Below are 21,468 nucleotides of genomic sequence, written 5' to 3'. Positions count from 1 at the left end.
TCATTGTTCCTTGGCTACGAACGAGGACCTGTTGTTTGGTGGTTTTATGGCTTTGCCATCGCTTCAGGGTGAATTTGATCGAGCGGTTCAATTTTGTTGATCTGTTTGTTGATCCGATCGTTGCTTTTGACCCAAGGGCGTCATCTCTTCTTGGTAGGATTCAAAATTCCGCCAGACATGGCGCCTATAATGAGGTATTGATAAATTAGTGAGTGAATGGTTTCTTGAACGAATCCAGCAGGGAGCATGTAATGGAACAAGTTAGCTTAGGATCATCAGGGTTGATCGTCTCTAAGATCGGCCTTGGATGTATGGGAATGTCCGACTTCTATAGCGGTCGTAACGACGACGAGTCCATTAAGACCATTCATCGAGCTATCGATTTAGGCGTGACCTTTTTCGATACGGCTGATATGTACGGTCCATTTACCAATGAACGTCTCGTTGGGAAGGCGCTTGTCGGCAAGCGAGATTCTGTAGTTTTGGCAACAAAGTTCGGAAATGTGCGCGATGAAAGCGGAGCATTTCTAGGAATACGAGGGGATGGTGACTACGTCCGCAAGTCCCTTGATGCCTCCCTATTACGCCTTGGCGTAGATTATATTGATCTTTACTATCAGCATCGGGTCGACAGATCGGTGCCTATTGAAGAGACCGTGGGAGCGATGGCCCAAGCTGTTGAACAGGGCAAGGTTAGATTTTTAGGGCTGTCCGAGGCTAGTCCTGCAACGATTCGTCGTGCCCATGGTGTACATCCCATCTCGGCTCTTCAGACCGAATACTCACTGTGGACTCGTGATCCTGAAGATGAGATCTTGGCCACCATTAAAAGTCTTGGAATTGGATTTGTTGCCTATAGTCCCCTTGGACGAGGGATGCTCTCGGGTCGTTTTCAGACCTTGGCCGACCTTCCGATGGATGATTCGCGACGGAGACATCCCCGCTTTAGTGAGGAGAATTTCGCCAAGAACGTACTTTTGGTTGAAAAGGTCGTTGAACTAGCAAAGGCAAAAGGTGTCACTCCAGCTCAACTTGCAATTGCTTGGCTATGCTCCCAAGGCCATAATATCGTGCCGATTCCTGGTACAACCAATGAAGCCCGCCTCGTTGAAAATATCGGCGCAGCTGATGTAACGCTTTCAGCAAAAGATCTTCAAGAGATAGAGGCCGTCTTTCCAAAGGGCGCTACCTCTGGCGATAGATACCCAGATATGTCCACAGTGAACGGCTAGTGGCTTGACTTCATAGCAGGCCAAAGGTCACGTGTGGGACAATAAAGGTTTGGCTCGCTCTTATCTTAAGCGGCGCGAGGTGTTATTTCAGATCGAGATGGTCTGATAACTTCTTTTATTGCAAAGAATAAGAGCGAGGCTGACCTGGTAGGTGTCCTTCAAATGCCCCTCAAATACCTTGTGTTGCTTACTCCCTTGGGGATAAGTTATTGAAGATTCAAAGGCAGTATTGTAAAAGTAAGGTGTAGAAACTTAGTGTTAAAATTGACTTTAGGTTTTGGGTTGCTTGTTCAATAGGCGCCTCTAGAGATCGAACAGGTAGGAAAGACAACTTTAATGCATGGTGGAATTGATTCCAGTGAAATTGCGATTTCATTAATCGCACCCGATGAATATTCGCAAGCTTCTGAATTGATCGTGAGTGCTTATCGACACTTGCTCGGCGACCATCTAGATGATGGTTATGCCGAGCATCTGGGAAATGTCGAGGGACGAGTTGAGTCAAGTTCCGTTTGGGTAGCTAAAGTCGATCGCCGATTAGTGGGTTGTGTAACCTTTGTCGACGATATGAACTCCTCGATGGCAGAGGGACTCCTTCCTAACACAAGCTGAAATTCGGATGCTCGCGGTGTCAAGCGAGGCTCAAGGGCGAGGAATCGGCAAGAAGCTAGTAAGTCATTGTCTCGATCTTGCAAATGAGACCCCTGGCATCGAGGCGCTATTTCTCCATACCACGCCCTTTATGCTTATCGCACAAAGGATTTATGCATCGATGGGATTTGAGCGCATCACCGATAGAGACTTAAAGATCAATGATGATCTCACCTTACTCGCCTATATCTACAAACTAGCGCGTAGCTAGTACCTCGGCAAATCGTTTGCTCCGCGAAAGTCAAGATCGAATTGGTGTTCTTTGTCTTTCAACGAGGTCCAATCTAAGCAACTCTTGATACAGAACACGGCTCATCAAAGGGATATTTCAGAAACTACTCTCGTCGGAAAGACTATCCAGGAAATATAGCGCAATCAGGTCTATCTGGCTACATCTCCCAAGGTCTTGGAGGCGGAGGATTGTGAAATCGCGGAAAGTAGTTCCCGACGGGCTGCATACATTCTCGATTTTATGGTTCCTACGGGGCAGTCGAGGACGCTACTAGCCTCTTCATAGGTTAAACCTATGACACTAACTAGCAATAGTACACTTCTTTTTTCGATCGAGAGGGTATCGATGAGTTCGTCAAGTTCGATTGTAGATTCATGGTTTAGATCGTTTTGTCCGAGATGATCTTCATGGATCTGTATATGAGCACCTTTGGATTTGCTACGGTAGCCATTTATGCAGCATCGATGCACGATAGTCATTAGCCAAGGTAGGGGATCTAGCCGGTCATCGTAGCTCGAGAGCGATCGCCATATTTGCAGGTAGCACTCCTGAAGGAGATCTTGGCTTTGTGGAGTTGGATGGAACCTCGAAATGTAAGAGGCAAAGATTCCATTGCACTTGGCTACCACGATCTCAAAGGAGTCCGGATCTCCCATTTTTGCACTCTTTAGCGCCCTTTGAATTTGAAGGTTAGCCAAACTGCCCTTCCCTGTCAAAGGTGCGTATCCTCGTTCGCTTTGGTCTCTTTTGCTCTCCATGGCTTCCATCATGCTACCTTGATCAGATGGTCAAAGAGGTACGAATTGGCACCCCAAGATGTGTTGGAGCGAAATAGATGACGCCTTCGACTGTTCCATGTGGCTTTGACTTCTTGGGGAATTTTCGAGATTGGACGGCTGGGTAGTTGCTCATTGGGCGGTTCGTACTGCGAGGGATGATTTCCAATCTTCGTTCAAGACCTGGAGATAGGTCGGCCGCTAAATCGATGGTAATGAGATCCAGTTCTTTGGTTGGATGGCCTTGATCGTGCCATTGATGGGGGTGAGGATCAGAGAGCCAAAGGCATAATATATTTGCGAATTGAACAACACGAAAGTTCTGCCCGGCCCAATTAGCCCTATCCGTAGTTTCGCAGGTTGGATGGGCCGAGCGAGTGACGGTCGCCTTCGAATAGTCATAGTCGACTTGAGGGATGAACTTGACATCCAAAACATAGTCTTGACTTTTAGTTGAGGTGATTTTTGATTCGATCTTGTACCATTTGCAATAATGTGGAGCCAGGGCGTCCAAGTGGGACCATTCCATATTTTGGCTCAAGCCTAAAGCACGTGGATTCAATAAAGCGCACTGATTAAACAAGGTACCAAATAAGTGAGACCTCTCCAGGGTCGCATCGGTTTTCTTTACTGATGTAGTGTTCTTGCTAATTGGTGTTTTAAACATATGTTACCTAATACTTTGAGGGTCCAGCGTCTTCAATGCATACGGATTCTTGATCGCTCAGTTGAGGAAGTGAGTTGCACGTCCTCGTGCTTTAGAGACTCTCAGCGTTTAACCAATCGATACGAATATTTTTTCAAGTAAATGAACTTTTACACCATCTTAGGTGAATACCAATGTAATGAAATGGCACGATTGCGAAAGATTCCAGGCGATCTTCTCCGAGATGGTCGACGGTCAAGACGACAGTGAAATCAGCGATGACGAGATTGAAGATGTTTTGGCGACCTGTTGCGAATGTCGCCATTTTCTAGTCGGTTCCTTGAGGCTGGGATCTGCCCTTAGTGGGTTATCTAGAGCTCCAACGCTTCTCAAGCCTTGGACTATCAACGATGGTAACTTTGAATACGTTGGTCCACTTCGAAATTATGTGAAAAGGTCGATCAGGGCACTTTTAGTCCTTTGTGGAGTCTGGTCGATCTTTGGCGCTTATGACCTTTTCTTTTATCGAGGCGGAGAGCAACTGACTCATTCTGGTATCTTTGAGAGTCGACTCTTGGCGGCAATGGTTTTTGGCTTTGGAGTTGGTGCGATTGGGATATCACGTTGGCCCAGCAATGCTCGATTGTTAAGATGGGCTTTTGGAGCCTGTGCCCTTTTGGTGGCGGTAGCCACCCTGCTCTCCAATCAAGGTGGCCTCTCTAAAACCTGGTTTTATCTCATTGAGATTCCAATGGTTAGTGCGACTTTGGCCTCCTTTGCGTTGGTTCTAGTCTCAGGGCCACCCAGAAGAGCCAAGCTGACAATAATAGGGTCGAATCAGTTTTTGCGACGAAACCGTCGTGCGAGACTCATTATAGATGTAGCGAGACCAGCTACATTGGTCTTGGCTGTGGCACTTACGCTAACTCTATTTTCTATCTCAAGACCGCTTAGGCAAGGTTCCTCCTTGGTGAGCTCTTCTACTCAAATCATCAACCCAGTAAACGTCTATTCGTCGACTAGACCCTGCGAACGGAGAATCAATGGTTAGCAATGGCGAGCTATATAAGTCATATAGGTCTCGATTTAAGACGGGTTTATCTGCAAACCCCTTTATTGCGAAGGAGAAAGTACTGTCGGTGCGAAGTGTAAACCCAACGACAAGAGTCAATAAGGCGTCGATCTTGGGGGGTAGCAAGTAATGCCAGGTATGGGGAGTTCGGCTCTTGACTTTGGAGCTATCTCAAGTGCGCTTTATAGTCAATTTCTGATACTTTTTATCGGGGCAATCTTGTTGGCAGTTCTTGGCTCGTGGGCTATTAAATTCTTGGGGATCGAGGGTCTCTTCGCTAAGAAATTCAAGGTGGGAGTGATCGATAGCTCCGTTGACGACTACTCGAAGACGTCGCGTGCCCAGCTTCTTAGGATAGCTTTTGGAGTGCTCTGGGTCATCGATGGCCTCTTTCAATTGCGCCCTGACATGCCGGGTGGCTTTGTCGCTAATGTAGCACTGCCTGCTACCTCAGGGATGCCTACGCCAATTGCTTCATTTGTGGACTTCCTCCTTCGGATTTGGAATGCACAGCCAACCAAGGTGGACATTACGACGGCATTCATACAGATCTTTATAGGTGTTGGCCTTTTGTTTCTGGGGAGATCTTTTGCCCGTAAGGTCGTGCTGTATCTCTCGTTGGCTTGGTCGCTATTTGTTCTGGTCGGAGGAAACGGATTCGGAATCTTATACCAAGGAGCCGGATGGATTTCTGGAGCACCTGGTGCAATTGTAATCTATGGCTTTATCTCCGTCTTTTTGCTTGCGAGTGAATCTGGAAAGAGATGGACGCTTTCAGATCGGGCTTTGGAGATCTTCATTGCCGCCTTTCTAGTTGTCGGTGGTCTCCTACAGGCTCTCCCGTATGAGGGATATTGGAATAAGAATGGCTTGAACGCCATGTTGAAGACGATGGCACAGGCTCGCCAACCCGCCTTTTTTTCTTCGGTTATCAACTCCTATGCATCCTTTGCCTTTAAATCTCCTACTGTAGCAAATGGTATTTTGGTGGCTTTGACGATCATTGGGGCAATTGCGATCTTCATTCGTCGTCCAAGGTCTGTCGGTGTAGCGATAGTTGCCTTAGTTAGCCTCTTTGGCTGGTGGATTGGCTCTGACTTTGGAATCTTTTCCTCAACTGCTACCGACTTCAATTCCGGATTACCTTTGGTGGTGGTGGTACTTTCACTTCTTCTGCCAGTTAGTACTTCAAAGGCAAACGCCAAGATCTCTTTTGCGTTTTTGCCGCGAAACTTCGAGCTTAAGGTTTCTCAGGGCCTCAAGAGTGCATTGGTTAGAGTCTTTGGGACTGGTGTGGTGCTGTCATTTATTGTAGCTTCGGTAGCTCTTTTGGGGCCTGCGTCAAGCCAGATGGCCTTGGTTGACTCCTCAGGGGTGGCGCCTCTTCCGGCGACAAGCGCTCCAAATTTCTCGCTCACTAATGCAAATGGGAAGGTGGTCTCATTGGCCAGCCTCGGAGGTCGAGCTATTGTGTTGACTTTTTTGGATCCAGTTTGCTATGACACATGTCCTTTAATGGCACAGGAGATGAAACAAGCAGTGAGTGAGCTTGGGGCATCGGGAAAGAAGGTCGCCATGGTAGCAGTGGTTGCTAATCCTATTTTCCACTCCATTGGTGATGTGGCTACCTTCAACAAAACTGAGCATCTAAATAACGTTTCCAACTGGTATTACTTGACCGGAAGCGACCAGGCCTTAGCGAAGGTATGGAAGAACTATGGAATCCAAGTTCAGGTCTCGCAAGTTGGAATGGTGGTTCATACTCAAGTTCAGTACTTTATAGACAAGGCGGGTATTGAGCGTGGTCTCTTAGTGAATACCGGTAGTTCTGAGTTGTCGGGTAGTTACGTGACCTTGATTCGCAAAGAGCTGCAGAAGTTAATTTGAAAGGTACTGATTTGTTGAAAAAGAGCCATCTAGGGAGCCTTGCATCTCTTTCGGTGAGCGCACTAGTTCTGAGCGCATGCGGTTCATTTGCTAATTCAGTTACCGTGCCAGTCGCATCGAGCGCCAAGCCACTGTTGAGCGATAGCGCTTTGACCAACGGAGCCGTTGTGTCGCCAAATCAGATGTGGGTTACAGCCAAGAGCCTAACCTATTGGGAGCTCTTTCTGTGGAGTAATACCACTAAGAGCGCCAAAATGATTAGTCCGGTTGGAATATCCGGTGAAGGTGGACTTGCTATAGCCTACGATCCAGGAAAGTATGGCGTGATTGGATTTTACCCATATCAGTCCATGCTTCATTCACCCTTGATAGTTACAAAAGATGGTGGGTACCACTGGAATAGTTCATCTTTTGGGGGTTCTTTGGCACCCGTTAAGGACGCCATAGGGTTAAGCGACTCTACTATTTTCTTGGTTGCTACGACTTCAAATGGCCGAATCCTCGAAGAAGCACCGAGCAGTGCTGCTGGCGCTTTCCGGACGTTACCCTTTCCTGTGGCTGGACAAATTGATGGAATTGCTGGAATCTCTAATGGGGTAGTCGCCCAATATAGTAGCGGTGGCACCTACCACTTGGCGATCTATTCGAGTCAAAGTGGACAATGGTCGATGTCAACCATAACTTCTCCAAATCCCATATCCATGTCGTCAGCTCCGGTGAAAACTAGTGGTGTGAGCAGCACCGAAGAGGTATCTATCTGTTCGAGCCGGGGTAGTTCTCTTACCTTAGGTTTGGTCTCTCCAACGGGAGTAATCACCTCAAGTGTCGTTGGGTCGCCCAATAGCCAGGCAGTGCCGGTGGCATGTACCGTTGACTCTAATAATCTACCTCAAGCTCTTTTACGTGGATCTGGCGGCAAGATGGCCGCTGTCACTTCTAGCGGTGCAACTACTAAATTGGGATCGTCCTTGATAGGTGCTGGTGCCTTCGTCCAGTTGCAAAGCCACTCGTTGGTTCTTGCTCCCTTCAACAACGGAGTTCATATGATCGATCTTCAAAGTGGTATCGACTTTGGAGGGCCGGTGGATACTATCCTTTCAAAGATCGCGTCCTCATTTGGCTAGATATTGGTTTCCTTCAGTGACGCCTGCGAATCAGAGTGTCTTTCGTCATATGTGAGCTATAACGGGTGATGTGGCGTCTTTGTGTTTCATGATTGATAGTTAATGTGTGTTGAAGTGCGATAGATTGCGGGCTTGGTGCACAAGGCATCTCAATAGTGGCCTTGTATTTCAAAGTTATCGTCTGAGATACTCCAACTTTTCATTATTTGGATTGCGTCTTTGAATATTCCACACCTTGCCACCACCAAATCCGCAATCTTGCGTCCATTCTTTGATGAGACTTGCGACCGTGCAATATTGAACTATAGCCAGTTTTCAAGCTTGTGATAGTAGATCGTTCAAATAAAGTTGGCGGATTTGATTAAAAAATAGAGCCCCATGCGACCACATGGGGGAAGTCGCATGGGGCTATGCCCATTGCTATCGAGGGATAGCGGCATCCCTCGATAGCATCTGCTCATCGGTATCCGTTCTCATTGGGGTTCATTTCAAGGAAGGGATGAGCACTTGATGGGGCGTTTTATGCGGTTGGCTTGAGGTGTAAGACAACCACTTCGTTAGTTGGTGCAGAAGGCTGACCAGATTCATATGGGTTAGATGGTGTGGGCCATCCGGTGAAGTTCTTGGTGTTGTACTCATCGAAGGCTGCTCCATATACCGTTGGAATGACCGGAAGCTGAGTAGCGACAAAGGTCTCGATCGGAAGCAGTGCTGCTACTTGAGCGCTATGTGTAGATGCAGTTGCGAGGGTAGACAACTCTGATTCAATGGTTGGGTTATTTAGACGCTCGAAGTCGCCGCTAGCAGAAGCAGTGGCGAGCTTAGAGTCTAGCCAACCTTGGTATTGCTGATATGGGGTAATACCTTGGCTTGACCAGTGCATTGTGAGTTGGAAGGTTCCCTTGGCTACCGCATCTGACCATGCTGCCACCGATAGTCCTACGAATTTAGCGTCTATATGTGCCTTTTGTAGGTCAGATGCAACGATTTCGTCGTCTGCTGCGTAGTCGGTGTAAGACGATGGATCGACGATTTGAATCGTAATTGGCTTACCTTGATATTGGTAGTAGCCATTGGAGCCAATTGTATAGCCCGCCTTATTCAAGATGGCATCAGCTGCCGATGCGCTACCGTTATCATTTAGGGCGTAGGCGTTGAGCGACGACGACATATAGGACTTAAAGGTAGGCAATACTAGGCCAGATGCATTTAGCACAGGAGGCTCTAGACCCGATTCACCCTGGGATGAAATAGCGTTTCGATCGATTGCTGCGCTGATGGCTTGGCGAATTGGAAGCTGATTAGTCGGCCACTGATTGAGGTTCGGGAATAGGCTGTTGGTGTTCAGCGGTGCGAACCAGGCCTTGTGATGCGTGGGATCCGGATTGATAAAGAGCTTATTCAAACCGGTAATAAAGTTCCCAGCCCACTGTGCTTGTCCGGTCTGTAGAGCCTCGAGCGCTGTAGTGTTCGAGGAATAGACAGGAAAGTCCAAGGTGCTAACCGGAACTGGTTGCCAGTAATTGGCGTTTTTACTAAGGGTAAAGCCCTCAGGGGTAAAGTTCTTTAGAGTGTACGGCCCAGTACCTACCGGGTTGGGGTCTGCGAATTTTCCTGGATCCCCAACGCTTGACCAGACCGACTTTGGAACGATATAGACGTTCGCGATGCTCTGAAGGTTCGTATATTGAGGAGTGGCGAAGCTAATCGTCACATCATTACCTGAGGTGCTGACGCCAGTTATCGAGAGACCGCCGGTATTGATGTCAGCATTGTTCTTCACCAAGTTGTAGGTGAAGGCAACGTCGGCAGGCGTAAGGGGGGTTCCGTTATTCCACTTGACGCCTTGGCGAATCGTGAAGGTGATAGCGGTTCCAGTGCTATTCCACTTGTATGCGGTGGCCAACCAAGGATAAGAGATCGAGGGGTTGGCAAGGTCAAATTGAATAAGTGGTTCATAGATCATGGACGTCGCACCCAAGAGTGCCGATGCCGATGATGGTAGAAATGGATTAAAGTTCTGAGTAATCGGGCTGGTAGGGCTCGACTCCATTGTCAGGACAGCGCTAGTCTTAGCGACTGCACCGGTCGTTGAAGCTGATGAAGACCCTGAGCTCGCGGAAGATCCGGAGCTGCCACAGCTTGCGAGTAGCGCACCAGCGATGGTGGCTGCGGCGATAGTACCGCCGATTTTCGATTTATGCATTCTCTTCATAGAGCGTCTGCTAGCCTTTCATTTTGAATGTCAAATGACTTGTCGTTTGATAGTGCGCCGCTCGGCCCCACCGGAGGCGCACAAATTATTTGATTAAACCGTGTGATTTCTTTAGCTTTTATTTGTATCTGAGACGGTCTCCTTTCTGGCGTCTAGATGAATTATGGGCACCGCTTTGTCTAAGTGCCAGCATGCGGCTGATCTATTTGAACCGACCATTACATGAGGCGGACTAGCCGACGTACACTTATCATCAGCGAAGGGGCAGCGATCGCTAAAGCGGCATCCGACGCTATTTGTGAGGGCGCTACCGGCTTGCCGAGCTACAGTTGTGGCACCTGTCTTTAGGGTGGATCCAAGGTCGTCGGGATCTGGAGACGATGAGACCAAAAGCTGGGTATAGGGATGAAGGGGCTTTTGAGTCACCTCTTCAGCTGGGCCACGTTCGACTATTTCGCCACCATACATTACCAGTATCTCATCGGCGAAGTAGCGTGCAGATGCTATATCGTGTGTTATATAGAGCATTGCGAGGTTGAGCCGTTCTCGTAAATCATCAAGCAGACTCAATATCTCTAGACGAATTGAGACGTCAAGCATGGAAACGGGTTCATCTGCAAGCAAGACTCTTGGGTGCGCGGCGAGAGCACGAGCGATTGAGACGCGTTGGCGCTGGCCGCCCGAGAGCTCATGAGGATACTTGGCTAAGAATTGATCTGGCGGGGTGAGCTTGACTTGGTTGATTAGACCCAGCAACTCTGTCTCTACCTCTGCCCCTTTGGTTTTTTGATGAAGTTTCACCGGTCGCTCGAGGTGGTATCGAATGGTATGTACTGGATTCAAAGAGGCAAATGGATCTTGAAATACCATCTGGACATCGCTCTTGAAACGGCGGAAATCAGATCGATTTCCAACTTGGATCTCAGCGCCGTCGAGGAAGATCTTGCCTTTGGTGAGTTTTTCATGGCCAGATAGCAACTTGGCAATAGTGGACTTTCCTGAGCCGGATTCGCCTACGACTGCAACCACGCCCCGTGCATAGAGGGCTAGGTTCACATTTTTTACAGCGGAGATGACACCTTCAGCTTTTCGTGAGATTCGATAGTCCTTCGAGATGCCCTCGGCACGCATAACTAATGGCCCACGACTTGCAGCAGCAGAGGCTACTTCGTACGATTCAATCGGTTCAGAGTCCAACTTTGAGACAGCTGGTTTTGTGTGAGTTTCTTTTGTCACGCATGTGCCCTTTCAGTCTCTGATGGTTTAAAATTGTTTGCAATGACAATCGGACATGCACTAAAGTGCTTTCCTCCAAGGATTCCTTCCACCTTTTCAAGGCGCATCTCCACCTTGGTACAATCAGGCTTTGCAAATTTGCACCGTGGAATAAAGGGACAGCCAGGAGGTAGATCCCTTAGATCTGGAGTTACTCCAGGTATCCCAGCTAATGTTCGCTTTGGTCCTCTAAGCGATGGAAAAGAGTTCAAAAGGCCCTGCGTGTATGGATGTGCGGGCTGATGGTGGATGTCTGTGCTCTGTCCTACCTCAACCAATTGGCCAGCGTACATGATCGCAACTCGATCTGCGATCTCCATCATCAATGAGAGGTCGTGGGTGATGAATAGGACTGAAAAACCAAGGCGCTCTTTGAGCTCAACGATCTGAGAGAGAATTTCGCGTTGCACCACGACATCAAGAGCCGTAGTTGGTTCATCCATAATTACCAATTCCGGATCGACAGTTAGGGCCATGGCTATGACAATTCTTTGACGCATGCCACCCGAGAGCTCATGAGGATAACTGCGGAGACGATCTCGAGGAATGCCAACCATATCTAAGACCGAGACGACCTTGTCTAGCTTTTCGTCCTTGGAGAGATCCAAATGGACGTCCATTGCGTCTATGAGCTGATCTTGAATTCGAAGTACTGGATTGAGTGCGTTCATGGCACTTTGAAAGACTATCGATATCTCTCGCCATCGTAGCTTTCGTAGCTGATCGCGGTCCAGATCCAACAGTTCTACAGGGGTATAGTTTGATCTTCTACCGTTATATCTCACCGAGCCGGCCGTGATCACCGCAGGTGGCCTCAGTAGCCGACATGCTCCATAGGCTAAAGTGGATTTGCCTGATCCCGATTCACCTGCTAGGCCGACTACTTCGCCACGGTTGATGGTGATATCGACGTTTTCAACGGCTTTTACGTCGCCTCCACGAGAGCGATATGCGACCGAAAACCCTTTTATTTCTAGGACCGGTTGCGAGGCATCCCCATTTGATTCCGAGCGTGGCTTTGAATCATACCCTTTAGGTAGCTGATCGTCGATCATTATTGTCCTTCCTGATCTAAGGAGAGGGTAGAGCTGTTGTGGCGGACCTGATTTTCAACAGTTGTGGAACCCATAGAATTTTGACCAAGATGGCCGTTACTAGAATGAACCTGATTCAAACGGACCGGATCTTCGGTGAGATTGGCCTTGGGGCTTCTTCTTTGATCTTTTGTCCCTTTGTTATCAACGTGTGATCGCATTACCGGTGTTGGGTCGGCAGGTCTCCAGATCTTGCCATTGATTCGTGTTTGAGTTGCTGCATCCCTAAGGCGTGGATTTCCCAATTCGTCTAAACCGAAGTTCAAAAGTACCAGCCCAGTTCCGATTAGAGCTACGAATACTCCCGGAATTGCAAACCACCACCATGCTCCAAGTTGAAGTGCATTTCCGTTCTGCGCCCAGTAGAGGATCGTTCCCAGACTCCAGATAGTTGTATTGCCTACCCCTAAAAAGTCAAGGCCAACTGAAGCGCCTATGGCATAGAGGACTGTACCTACAAAGCTTGCAGCAATTAGGCTCACCTCATTTGGGATGACCTCGAAGAAGATGATTCTCCAAGTTTTTTCACCGGTCTCCCGTGAGGCCGCTATGAAGTCTCTACTTCGTAGCGAGAGTGTTTGGGCTCTTATGACACGGGCACCCCACGGCCATCCCAAGAGAGAGAGAAGTATGATCGTCGGTGTCTCACCTTTTCCTGGAAACTCACCTAGAACAACGATGAGAAGTGGCAAAGCTGGAATTACCAGAAAGACATTGGAGAAAAGTGAGAGAAATTCATCCCATAGACCCCCAAGAAAGCCAGCGGATACTCCGATTATGATCGACAGGGCGGTGGCAATAATTCCAGTTACAAGGCCAAGAACCATGGTAGTTCTTGTTCCAACGAGTATTTGAGAAAAGACGTCGCGACCGAGTTGATCGGTACCAAAGAGGTGACTGAGGCTAGGCGCAGCTACAGAGAGATTCGCCTGGGTGTTTTGTGTGGATGGATTATATGGAGCCAATATTGGCCCTATGATCGCGATCACCACGAAGACCCCGATTATTACCGCTCCAACCTTTGCCTTTGTATTCATTAGAATTGAAGGCATCGTTCGCTTTTTCTTTTTGATAGCTCCTTGAGCTATCAATCGCGGACTTTCGACCTTTGACATCACGCCACCGCCCTTGTTCTTGACCTGGGGTCGACTATTACATATAAGACATCCGCCAAGATATTAGCGGCAAGTACCGTTAGAGAGATTATTAGGAAGATGCCCTGTGTGAGAGGAAAGTCGTTTGAGGTTACCGAGTTATAGAGGGTAAGCCCAATGCCGGGGTAGTTGAAGACGATCTCCATGAGTAGCGTTCCCGAGACGACAAAGCCTAAAGCCAGAGCGAATCCAGAGATACTAGGTAGAATCGCGTTTCGAGCTGCGTAGGTAAATACCACTCTTTTGGGCGAGAGGCCCTTTGCCTGTGCAGCTAGGACGTAGTCTTCACCGATTGTGGTGATCATAACGTTTCTCATCTGGAGCATCCAGCCAGCAGTCGATGTGAGCACGATGGTGAGGGCTGGTAATAAGGAGTGACGGGCCGCACTTAGTATAAAAGCCCAGTTGAACCCTATCGACAAACCATTCGAAAAGCCCTGTTGCGCTGGTAGAACGTGGAATCTTAGTGCCAATAGCCAAACCAGAATAAGTGCTAAAAAGAAATACGGGGTCGCTTGGAGGAAACTCAGCGCCGGTAGGAGTTGATCAAGCTTTCCGCCTCTGCGCCAAGCAGCTATGATTCCAAGGCCCGTGCCCAGGACCCAACTAATGACCGTGGCTGTACCAACTAGTACCAGAGTCCAAGGAAGTGCATTTTTTATAATGTCGATGACTGGGATTGGAAATTGCAGGAGGTCAAGGCCGAGATTTCCGGTGAAAATCTGTCCCAAGTAGGTGATATATTGATGCAAGAGCGAACCATTATGACCGATTCCAAAGAGGATTTCAAGGGCGCGTTGCGCCGATGGCTTGAGTGACGGATACTTTGCCATCATCGATTCGACGATATTTCCTGGAAGAAAACGCGGTATGAAGAAGTTTATTGTTAGTGCCGCAAATAGCGCAACAACATAAAAGCCAAGCCTGCGTGCTAAAAATCTCATTTGCTTTATTTCACCGAACCTTGATATAAGAGAGTGGTCATTGTCATTGCTCGCAGCCACAGCTTTGGCGATAGACGATTTGAGTTGGAAGAACTGTATTGATGGGAGGAATCTTCTTTTGTGAGCCAACGACACCCAAGAGTGCATCTACGGCAGCTGAGCCAAGCTGTTGAATTGGTTGGCGAATCGTTGTCAGCGGCGGATGAACGTGTCGTGCCACTGAGATGTCGTCGAAACCGGTGACTGCAATGTCGCGACTTACAGTTAAACCTGCTCCCTTTAGGGCATGAATCGCCCCGATGGCGGCTTGATCGTTGGCGCACGCGACTGCTTGTGGTAGTCGGCTAGATTTCGCTAGACGTTTTTCGATCGCTGCCACAGCCCCAGAGGAGGTGTAGTCGGAGATCCAAAGTGGATCTTCTTCGACGGTGGCGCCCACGGACATGGCTCCTTCAACAAAGCCTTGACGACGTGCTTGAGAGTCAGGAGAGTTTGCGAATCCGGACAGAAATGCTAGTTGATTTAGTTTATGGACTTCTACCAAGTGACGAGCAAGATCATACATCGCGTTGTGGTTGTCTACACGCACCGTCATAGCCGAGCGCGATTTACCGCTACCGGCTAGAAGGACGGTTGGAATGCGTTTTGCAATTTCGGGAATTTTGCGATCAGTTACCGTGCGATCCAAAAGAATCAGTCCATCGCAATTGGAGATCATCTTATTGATTATTTCGTCGTCTTTGAAGCCACTAACTCCGCCTAAAAGGAGAGAATAGCCGTTGTCGGAAGCCGTGCGTTCGGCTCCTCTAATTACAGAGTCGGTAAAGAGGAGGCTCTCTTGAACGATCTCTAAGAAATCTTCGGAAGGCGTTCTTACAAAGAGAAGTCCAACCACCTTTTTGGATCCACTTGAGAGACCTCGTGCCGAGTTGTTTGGTACAAAACGTAGCTCTTTGACTGTGGCAAGAACGAGATCGCGAGTTGCTGGCTTTAGCTGACCATTGCCACTTAGCGCGCGTGAAACTGTGGCAATGGAGACTCCAGCGAGCTTGGCTACGTCGTAAATAGTTGAAGTCGACGTCGACGAAGCAGTATTTTCCGTATCCATTTTCACCCCCACCGCAGTCCGTACCCAATCCCCATTTGGTACCGAAACGTTTGATACATTTGCGTTATCGTAAACGAACACGAAACATGTTGTTTACTGTAAGCGCTTACAAGGACTATAACATCGCGGATATGGGTAGTCAAGCCGATTAGGAAAAAAAAATTAAGAAATACTGTAAGCGCTTACAAAAATAAGCTATCTTAAATTCATAGAAAGATAACGCGGTAGATTTACCACTAGGTAATCTGCTGAAAAATTGAAAGCGAGACGAAGTGCCCCAGGACAGGCAAACTAATTTTCCACAGGACTTCATCTGGGGTGCTGCGACCGCCTCTTATCAGATCGAAGGTGCAATCAGTGAAGGGGGAAGAGGCCCCTCGATTTGGGATACTTTTTCACATACCCCTGGCCGGGTTCACAATGACGATAATGGCGATGTAGCCTGTGATCACTTCAATCGCTACGGCGAAGACCTTGAGCTGATTAGCGATTTAGGGTTGAAGGCGTATCGTTTTTCCATTGCTTGGCCACGTATTCAACCCACTGGGAAAGGGCCTCTAAATCACGAAGGACTTGACTTTTATCGTCGACTCGTCGAAGGCCTGCGGGAAAAGGGAGTTACGCCAGTGGCGACTCTCTACCACTGGGACCTGCCTCAACCGCTAGAGGACGCTGGTGGTTGGAGGGTCAGAGATACTTCTTACTACTTCAGCGACTATGCCTCGATCGTTGCAGAGGCATTAGGGGATTCTATTGGTTCTTGGATTACTCTAAATGAGCCATGGTGCTCAGCTTGGCTAGGATATGGCATTGGTGTACATGCCCCGGGAGACCAAGATTTGGCGGCCGCGGTGGCTGCTACACACCATCTCCTACTTGGCCATGGTTTAGCGGTTGGGGCAATACGAGAGCACTCGACTTCAAATGTCGGCATTACTCTCAATCTAGCCAATATCCGAGCGGCGAGTTCTGATGAGGCGGACTTGACTGCAGCAAGATTGGCAGACGGTAACGCTAATCGAATCTTCTTGGATCCTATTTTCAAAGGTGCATACCCGAATGACATGGCGCAGCACTACGGCGCTATCATGCCTGAGATACATGAGGGTGATTTGGCTACAATCTCCACACCAATAGATTTTCTCGGTATCAATTTTTATGCTCCAAGCACGATTGCATCACGAGATCGAATCGATCAAGCGCGAATTGCTGGTTATCTAGTTGATGATAGCAAGGCTCCAAACCTTGTTGATCGTGATATGGGTGCTATCGGTGTTGGCCGCCCTGGTGTCCCTCGAACTCCAATGCGCTGGGAAGTAGAGTCCGATGCACTTCGAGAGCTTTTAGTCCGCGTGCGAGATGACTATGGTCGCTTTCCGATCTTTATCACCGAAAATGGACGAGCCAACGATGATTACGTGGGTTCCGACGGAAGCGTTAAAGACCCAGAGAGAATTGAATACGTTCACGACCATCTTTTGGCGGTTCACCAGGCCATTGAAAGTGGTGTTGACGTAAAGGGATACTTTTTGTGGAGTTTGATGGACAACTTTGAGTGGAGCTATGGCTTTTCCAAGCGATTTGGTATCATTTGGGTTGACTATGATACCGGCAGGAGAGTCAAAAAAGATAGCTTCCATTGGTACAAGAACGTAATTTCAGAGGGTGGCTTTCCGAAGTAGCTTCCTGTCGATCCAAAGCGAGTGAACGATTGAAAATTAGTTACGCTCTCTTTGGCGGTCGGTCGTTGACTCATCGGACGGGTTCTTTTACGGCGACCCGCTGATCAGACCTAAGCTGAGCCGACCTAAGCTGAGCCGACCTAAGCTGAGCCGAAGTCGTCCGTTTCTTGCAGAGCTCGTCTCTAGGTGAATCTCCGCTTCATGAATCTTCTCTGTATGCACCTCCTCTGATTGGAACCAATATAAATATTGGTTCCATGAATGGGGGCCACAGGTGAGTTTTGTGATCGTGCCAACTCACCTTAGGTTTGGACTTATGAGGTTTTGCGAGGAAAGCTATCAGCTGCAGTGTTGCCATAGCGTCTCGTTTTGGGGCGGTCTTTCCTTAGGCGGTCTTTCCTAGGAGGTTTTGGCGTATTAGTGCTCTCCAAGCTAAAAGGACCGTGATTCCCCGAACTGTTATCCAGATTGCAAAGGGCAACCAGATGATAGTTTGAGAGATATGGACATGGAAGACGATAAGGACCATGTCGACCACGACCATTGCTAACAACGCAACGATCATGGCATTTCGAAGCAGGTTGAAGCTTTCTGTGCCGCTTACTAAACCATCAAGTGTAAAGCTCAAGGCGGTTGGGGGCATTAGCGCAGCTACGACATAGATCGCCCTTTTTGCCGATGGAATTAGTGCTGGTGATGAAGTGAATACTTTGGCGAGGAAAGCGCTAAATATAACCATTGCGAATGCGATTATTACACTTGCAAAAAGGCCAAGCAATATGAGCTTTCTGGACCAAATTCTGATCTCCTTCCAAGCCGAGAGTCCGTGCCATTGGCCGACCATTACCTGGGCTGGAACCGCAATTGCGTCAAAGGAAAGTCCGAATAAAAGCCATATGGTCTGGCCAATCTGAAATGAGGCGAGATCGCTCGTTCCAAAGTAAGAGGCGAAGTAGATCGATCCCGAGAGGGCGCCCATGAGTGCGAGTGTCCTTGAGATGAGAGAGACGCCAAGTTTGTAGAATTCCCGAATGAAGTTTGCGAGTGCGGCGATGGTGCTAGTCCATCTGAGGCCTTTTATCTGGATTGAAAAGGAGAACAAAATAGCGCCAAGCAATTGTGCAATGAGCGAACCGAGAGCCGATCCAACTACTGACATAGAAAATCCGAAGATAAATATCGCTTCAGCTGCGATATTTACAACTACTACGATTCCTTCGACGATGAAAGCCCTTCCTGTTCTTCCAAGGCCCGTTAGATATGCGGCTACTGCCTGGGATCCGAGGTAGAAGGGGAGGCTAAAGACTGAGATTCTTAGATAGATTATTCCAAAGTGGCGCACGGTTGGATTGGTTGTAGCTGCTGAGATCACAAGTGGGACGATTGCAACCAGTAACAACGCCAATACCACTCCGGCCAAGAAGAGAGCGATAGTCGCTGTCGTTGCGAAGGCCGCCAAATCATTGGGATCGGCCTTGGCTGAGAGGCGGGCTACCCTTGACGTCAAGGCGAATGCTATTGAAGCCAGCGGAACAGTAATGAAGTTAATGGCACTTATGGCCAGGCCTAAGGCACCAAGCGCCAGAGGTGAAACGTGGCCAACCATGGCTAAGTCGGTGGCCCCTAGGATCGGTTCAAGTAATACAGAACCCAAGGAGGGAAGGCCAATTTTGGCTACCTGACGCCATTTTTGGTCGATTTCCATCTAATTATTATACGAGTCACAAGATCTCTTGGTCCAAGACAGCCGTCATAGGGTGACCACCTTAGTGGCTTTAGCGGGCGTAAGAATTTCTGGGGTTGGTTTCCCGCGTTGAAAGGATAGCTAGATCGTTCAAGCTTCTATGAAGATTAAGCATCAATAAAGAGATCAAGAATCAGTTTTTCCGTTTGGTACCATCTCTTCTTGTCAAGAAGTACAATCGATGAGATTTCACCCCTTAGCTTTGGCACATCTTTGCTCCTAAGTAAAGGTGATACTTCGGTTGCCTTGATCGAGTCATGATCAGGACTGGTTTTATCCACTGCAGGCTCTTCGAAGTGTTATCTTTGGTGATAACAGGTCTATTTTTAGCATGTGATCGATCCAGAGTGAGGTTTTTAGATGAACGAACTTGAGCTGAATCTAATTCAACGTATAAATGTGGGCGACTCTTTGACCAGAACGTCATGGCGATATCCAAATAAAGTTGCTATAGTCGATGGACCGAGGCAATTTACCTACTATGAACTGAATGACTTAGTAAATAAGTTCTCTCACTTTATTTGCTCCTTGGGCCTTCAAGTCGGTGACTCTATGGCGATATTGGCAGGAAATTGCGCTGAATTTCTGATCTCCTACTTTGCCTGCGCGAAGGTGGGTGTCGTCTGTGTACCCATCAACTTGGGATGGAAAGGTGGCGAGATTGAATATGTGCTAAATCACTCTGGTGCTAAAGCTATTGTGATCGAAGAACAATTTCTAAAGCTAGCTAATGTCGTATTGCCGTCTTGCGAGGAGATTTATGAGATTGTTGTGGTTCACTCTGGTGATCTTCAAAACGTCGGAGATCTCAGCGAGCGCAATTGGCATTCGTTTGAGGCAGTAATAGGGGAATTTGAGGGGCTCGAACCTGAGGTGCTAATTGCAGATCGAGCTGCAATAAGTTACCTTTATACCTCTGGAACTACTTCTGCTCCCAAGGGGGTTGTTTCTTCTCATTTGGCAGTCTACTTAGAGTCTTTGGGAGTATGCGTCGAAGATAGATTTTCACATGACGATGTATTGGCAGCCATGATGCCTCTCTTTCATACTGCACAACTCAATGGTCAGTGCACACCTGCAATTGTTGTTGGAGCGACAATAGTACTTCTTCGGGGCTTTGACGCCGAGGCTTTACTATCAGCTATTGAGCGGGAAAAGGTCTCAGTCTTCTTTGGCTTACCTTTTATGTTTCGCGAACTGCTGGATTGCCCTTCGATAAGCCAGACCGATTTATCCTCGCTTCGTCTTGCTATTTATGCGATGGCACCAATGCCTGATACTCTTTTGCGCCAATGTATTGAGGTGCTGGGCTGTGATTTTGCCCTCGGATTTGGCCAGACCGAGATGAATCCGGTGACAACTATCTTCAGACCAGAGCATCAACTAAGTCATTCGGGAGCGGTTGGAACTCCCCAAATAAATGTGGCTGTCGCAATTATGGATGAGAGCGGTTGTTTGCTACCGAATGGCTCTTCGGGTGAAATTGTCTATCGATCACCCCAAACCATGACTGAATATCTCCATAATCCCTCTGCAACTGAGCTGGCATTTGATCGCGGATGGTTCCATTCAGGTGATAGCGGCTACTTCGATAAAGATGGTATTTTGTGGTTTGAGGATCGCTTTAAAGATGTAATTAAATCAGGTGGTGAGAACGTCTCATCTATCGAGGTCGAAAAGGCTATCTATGCAAGTTCAAACCAGATAGCCGAGGCGGCGGTGGTGGGCTTGCCCCACGGCCGATGGGGCGAAGCAATCACCGCATTCGTAGTTCCAAAGAATGGTCAAGATCTAGATCCGACTGAGATATTGGCTCGAGTCAAGGATAAAATTGATGGATTCAAGGCTCCAAAGTCAATTGAAATAGTTAGTGAGCTACCGAGAACCTCGACAGGTAAGGTTCAAAAAAATCTGCTCAGACGTCAATATTCTGCCCATTATGAGGAAAAATAATTATTCTTTTATCTTTTTGGACTGCTAATTTATCTTGGCTAATTCCAAAAATGTGCTAATTTTATTTTTGATTCGCATAGTTAAATTTTATAGGCTAATGCTGAATTGATTAGCAAATTTGCAAGCGTGATAAGAATGAGTTAGTAATAATAGTCGCTTTTGTAATCTATTGAATCGGTAATTCTCTATCTTAATTGTTTTTCGGATTCAGCATCGTTGGTAACTGCATCGTTGATTATGCGGTTTATGCGAAATGCAAAAGCATGTTATCTAGTTTGTCATCTATCGGGCATCTGATCGTTACTGTTACCTGAGAGATTGGTGCATTTTTATCAGATCGTTTGTTTAGATTGCCTAATCTCGGCAACTATAAAGCCATATCAGACGGTAGGGCGATTCGCCTATCTTTCAATTTTGCTTTGATCCTCAGTGCGCAATTTGGCCCTTTTAGCTTCGGCGACATGTAGCTCATAGCTCATCTAATCTGCTAGCAACCCATGGTGCATCATTGGCAGAGGCCCTAGACCGCATAGTTATGCCGCATAACTATGCGGTACGAAGGTGACTCGCATTGATTGGAAGCTTATGCTTGAAGATTGATCGCTCTGGACTGTCTTGGATGCGCTCTCATATTTATCTATCGGTAGCTTGAGCAAATAAGAACGGTATCTAGTTTGTT

General features: G+C 47.8%; 18 protein-coding genes. 8 read left to right on the top strand and 10 right to left on the bottom strand.

Annotated elements, in window-relative coordinates; genetic code table 11:
* Positions 1-251: 251 nt before the first annotated feature.
* The 3 genes from ACIDITHRIX25_RS74820 to ACIDITHRIX25_RS74810 all read left to right on the top strand — a co-directional run bounded on the left by ACIDITHRIX25_RS74820 (position 252) and on the right by ACIDITHRIX25_RS74810 (position 2,094).
* A complete protein-coding gene (locus ACIDITHRIX25_RS74820; RefSeq protein ID WP_201732834.1) occupies positions 252-1,232 on the top strand; it encodes an aldo/keto reductase in 981 nt (326 codons plus the stop codon).
* A 336-nt stretch (positions 1,233-1,568) separates the two neighbouring features.
* On the top strand, positions 1,569-1,844 hold the full coding sequence (locus ACIDITHRIX25_RS74815; protein ID WP_201732833.1) for a hypothetical protein: 276 nt from the start codon (positions 1,569-1,571) through the stop codon (positions 1,842-1,844).
* A 16-nt stretch (positions 1,845-1,860) separates the two neighbouring features.
* Entirely contained in the window at positions 1,861-2,094 is a 234-nt protein-coding gene (locus ACIDITHRIX25_RS74810) for a GNAT family N-acetyltransferase (protein ID WP_201732832.1), read from the top strand.
* Positions 2,095-2,264: 170 nt separating this feature from the next.
* Here ACIDITHRIX25_RS74810 and ACIDITHRIX25_RS74805 read toward each other — a convergent pair whose 3' ends face one another.
* Together ACIDITHRIX25_RS74805 and ACIDITHRIX25_RS74800 are read right to left on the bottom strand one after the other, a co-directional pair.
* Complete coding sequence (locus ACIDITHRIX25_RS74805; protein WP_201732831.1) at positions 2,265-2,873, bottom strand: RNA polymerase sigma factor; 609 nt, start codon at positions 2,871-2,873, stop codon at positions 2,265-2,267.
* Between the two features lie 22 nt (positions 2,874-2,895).
* Complete coding sequence (locus ACIDITHRIX25_RS74800; RefSeq protein ID WP_201732830.1) at positions 2,896-3,420, bottom strand: hypothetical protein; 525 nt, start codon at positions 3,418-3,420, stop codon at positions 2,896-2,898.
* Between the two features lie 316 nt (positions 3,421-3,736).
* Here ACIDITHRIX25_RS74800 and ACIDITHRIX25_RS74795 point away from each other — a divergent pair, with 316 nt between their 5' ends.
* From ACIDITHRIX25_RS74795 to ACIDITHRIX25_RS74785, 3 genes are all read left to right on the top strand, one after another.
* Entirely contained in the window at positions 3,737-4,588 is an 852-nt protein-coding gene (locus tag ACIDITHRIX25_RS74795; protein ID WP_201732829.1) for a hypothetical protein, read from the top strand.
* A 150-nt stretch (positions 4,589-4,738) separates the two neighbouring features.
* Positions 4,739-6,496, top strand: a complete 1,758-nt coding sequence (locus ACIDITHRIX25_RS74790) for an SCO family protein (RefSeq protein ID WP_201732828.1) — start codon at positions 4,739-4,741, stop codon at positions 6,494-6,496.
* A 14-nt stretch (positions 6,497-6,510) separates the two neighbouring features.
* Entirely contained in the window at positions 6,511-7,620 is a 1,110-nt protein-coding gene (locus tag ACIDITHRIX25_RS74785) for a hypothetical protein (RefSeq protein WP_201732827.1), read from the top strand.
* Positions 7,621-8,140: 520 nt separating this feature from the next.
* Here ACIDITHRIX25_RS74785 and ACIDITHRIX25_RS74780 read toward each other — a convergent pair.
* The 6 genes from ACIDITHRIX25_RS74780 to ACIDITHRIX25_RS74755 all read right to left on the bottom strand — a co-directional run bounded on the left by ACIDITHRIX25_RS74780 (position 8,141) and on the right by ACIDITHRIX25_RS74755 (position 15,410).
* Positions 8,141-9,826, bottom strand: a complete 1,686-nt coding sequence (locus ACIDITHRIX25_RS74780) for an ABC transporter substrate-binding protein (RefSeq protein ID WP_160291848.1) — start codon at positions 9,824-9,826, stop codon at positions 8,141-8,143.
* A gap of 120 nt (positions 9,827-9,946) precedes the next feature.
* Positions 9,947-11,071, bottom strand: coding sequence for an ABC transporter ATP-binding protein (locus ACIDITHRIX25_RS74775; RefSeq protein ID WP_201732826.1), 1,125 nt, complete (start codon positions 11,069-11,071; stop codon positions 9,947-9,949).
* On the bottom strand, positions 11,068-12,165 hold the full coding sequence (locus tag ACIDITHRIX25_RS74770) for an ABC transporter ATP-binding protein (protein WP_052606156.1): 1,098 nt from the start codon (positions 12,163-12,165) through the stop codon (positions 11,068-11,070). The genes ACIDITHRIX25_RS74775 and ACIDITHRIX25_RS74770 overlap by 4 nt, the downstream gene beginning before the upstream one ends.
* Positions 12,165-13,319, bottom strand: coding sequence for an ABC transporter permease (locus tag ACIDITHRIX25_RS74765; RefSeq protein ID WP_052606158.1), 1,155 nt, complete (start codon positions 13,317-13,319; stop codon positions 12,165-12,167). Before ACIDITHRIX25_RS74765 ends, ACIDITHRIX25_RS74770 begins: the two co-directional genes overlap by 1 nt.
* The gene (locus tag ACIDITHRIX25_RS74760) at positions 13,319-14,302 is read right to left on the bottom strand and encodes an ABC transporter permease (RefSeq protein ID WP_052606170.1); all 984 of its coding nucleotides are present in this window, start codon (positions 14,300-14,302) and stop codon (positions 13,319-13,321) included. The genes ACIDITHRIX25_RS74765 and ACIDITHRIX25_RS74760 overlap by 1 nt, the downstream gene beginning before the upstream one ends.
* A 43-nt stretch (positions 14,303-14,345) precedes the next feature.
* A complete protein-coding gene (locus tag ACIDITHRIX25_RS74755) occupies positions 14,346-15,410 on the bottom strand; it encodes a LacI family DNA-binding transcriptional regulator (protein ID WP_052606159.1) in 1,065 nt (354 codons plus the stop codon).
* Positions 15,411-15,682: 272 nt separating this feature from the next.
* Between ACIDITHRIX25_RS74755 and ACIDITHRIX25_RS74750 the strand changes: the two genes are divergently transcribed.
* Positions 15,683-17,092 carry a GH1 family beta-glucosidase gene (locus ACIDITHRIX25_RS74750; protein ID WP_052606161.1) on the top strand — a complete coding sequence of 470 codons (1,410 nt, stop codon included), beginning with the start codon at positions 15,683-15,685 and terminating at the stop codon, positions 17,090-17,092.
* A gap of 87 nt (positions 17,093-17,179) precedes the next feature.
* On the opposite strand, the gene ACIDITHRIX25_RS74745 is transcribed toward ACIDITHRIX25_RS74750, so the two are convergent.
* Together ACIDITHRIX25_RS74745 and ACIDITHRIX25_RS74740 are read right to left on the bottom strand one after the other, a co-directional pair.
* The gene (locus ACIDITHRIX25_RS74745; RefSeq protein ID WP_283770402.1) at positions 17,180-17,314 is read right to left on the bottom strand and encodes a hypothetical protein; all 135 of its coding nucleotides are present in this window, start codon (positions 17,312-17,314) and stop codon (positions 17,180-17,182) included.
* 163 nt (positions 17,315-17,477) lie between these two features.
* Positions 17,478-18,797, bottom strand: a complete 1,320-nt coding sequence (locus ACIDITHRIX25_RS74740) for an MATE family efflux transporter (protein ID WP_201732825.1) — start codon at positions 18,795-18,797, stop codon at positions 17,478-17,480.
* A gap of 399 nt (positions 18,798-19,196) precedes the next feature.
* Between ACIDITHRIX25_RS74740 and ACIDITHRIX25_RS74735 the strand changes: the two genes are divergently transcribed.
* Positions 19,197-20,789, top strand: a complete 1,593-nt coding sequence (locus ACIDITHRIX25_RS74735; RefSeq protein ID WP_201732824.1) for a class I adenylate-forming enzyme family protein — start codon at positions 19,197-19,199, stop codon at positions 20,787-20,789.
* Positions 20,790-21,468: the final 679 nt, after the last annotated feature.

This window comes from Acidithrix sp. C25 (genome assembly GCF_904848545.2).
This window is presented reverse-complemented; position numbering and strand designations above follow the sequence as displayed.

Coding starts and splice junctions, on each gene's coding strand:
- ACIDITHRIX25_RS74820 (WP_201732834.1), top strand. CDS start 252: ATGGAACAAGTTAGCTTAGGATCATCAGGGTTGATCGTCTCTAAGATC.
- ACIDITHRIX25_RS74800 (WP_201732830.1), bottom strand. CDS start 3,420: ATGGAATGGTCCCACTTGGACGCCCTGGCTCCACATTATTGCAAATGG.
- ACIDITHRIX25_RS74815 (WP_201732833.1), top strand. CDS start 1,569: ATGCATGGTGGAATTGATTCCAGTGAAATTGCGATTTCATTAATCGCA.
- ACIDITHRIX25_RS74790 (WP_201732828.1), top strand. CDS start 4,739: ATGCCAGGTATGGGGAGTTCGGCTCTTGACTTTGGAGCTATCTCAAGT.
- ACIDITHRIX25_RS74765 (WP_052606158.1), bottom strand. CDS start 13,319: ATGTCAAAGGTCGAAAGTCCGCGATTGATAGCTCAAGGAGCTATCAAA.
- ACIDITHRIX25_RS74735 (WP_201732824.1), top strand. CDS start 19,197: ATGAACGAACTTGAGCTGAATCTAATTCAACGTATAAATGTGGGCGAC.
- ACIDITHRIX25_RS74760 (WP_052606170.1), bottom strand. CDS start 14,302: ATGAGATTTTTAGCACGCAGGCTTGGCTTTTATGTTGTTGCGCTATTT.
- ACIDITHRIX25_RS74780 (WP_160291848.1), bottom strand. CDS start 9,826: ATGCATAAATCGAAAATCGGCGGTACTATCGCCGCAGCCACCATCGCT.
- ACIDITHRIX25_RS74755 (WP_052606159.1), bottom strand. CDS start 15,410: ATGGATACGGAAAATACTGCTTCGTCGACGTCGACTTCAACTATTTAC.
- ACIDITHRIX25_RS74795 (WP_201732829.1), top strand. CDS start 3,737: ATGAAATGGCACGATTGCGAAAGATTCCAGGCGATCTTCTCCGAGATG.
- ACIDITHRIX25_RS74740 (WP_201732825.1), bottom strand. CDS start 18,797: ATGGAAATCGACCAAAAATGGCGTCAGGTAGCCAAAATTGGCCTTCCC.
- ACIDITHRIX25_RS74805 (WP_201732831.1), bottom strand. CDS start 2,873: ATGGAGAGCAAAAGAGACCAAAGCGAACGAGGATACGCACCTTTGACA.
- ACIDITHRIX25_RS74770 (WP_052606156.1), bottom strand. CDS start 12,165: ATGATCGACGATCAGCTACCTAAAGGGTATGATTCAAAGCCACGCTCG.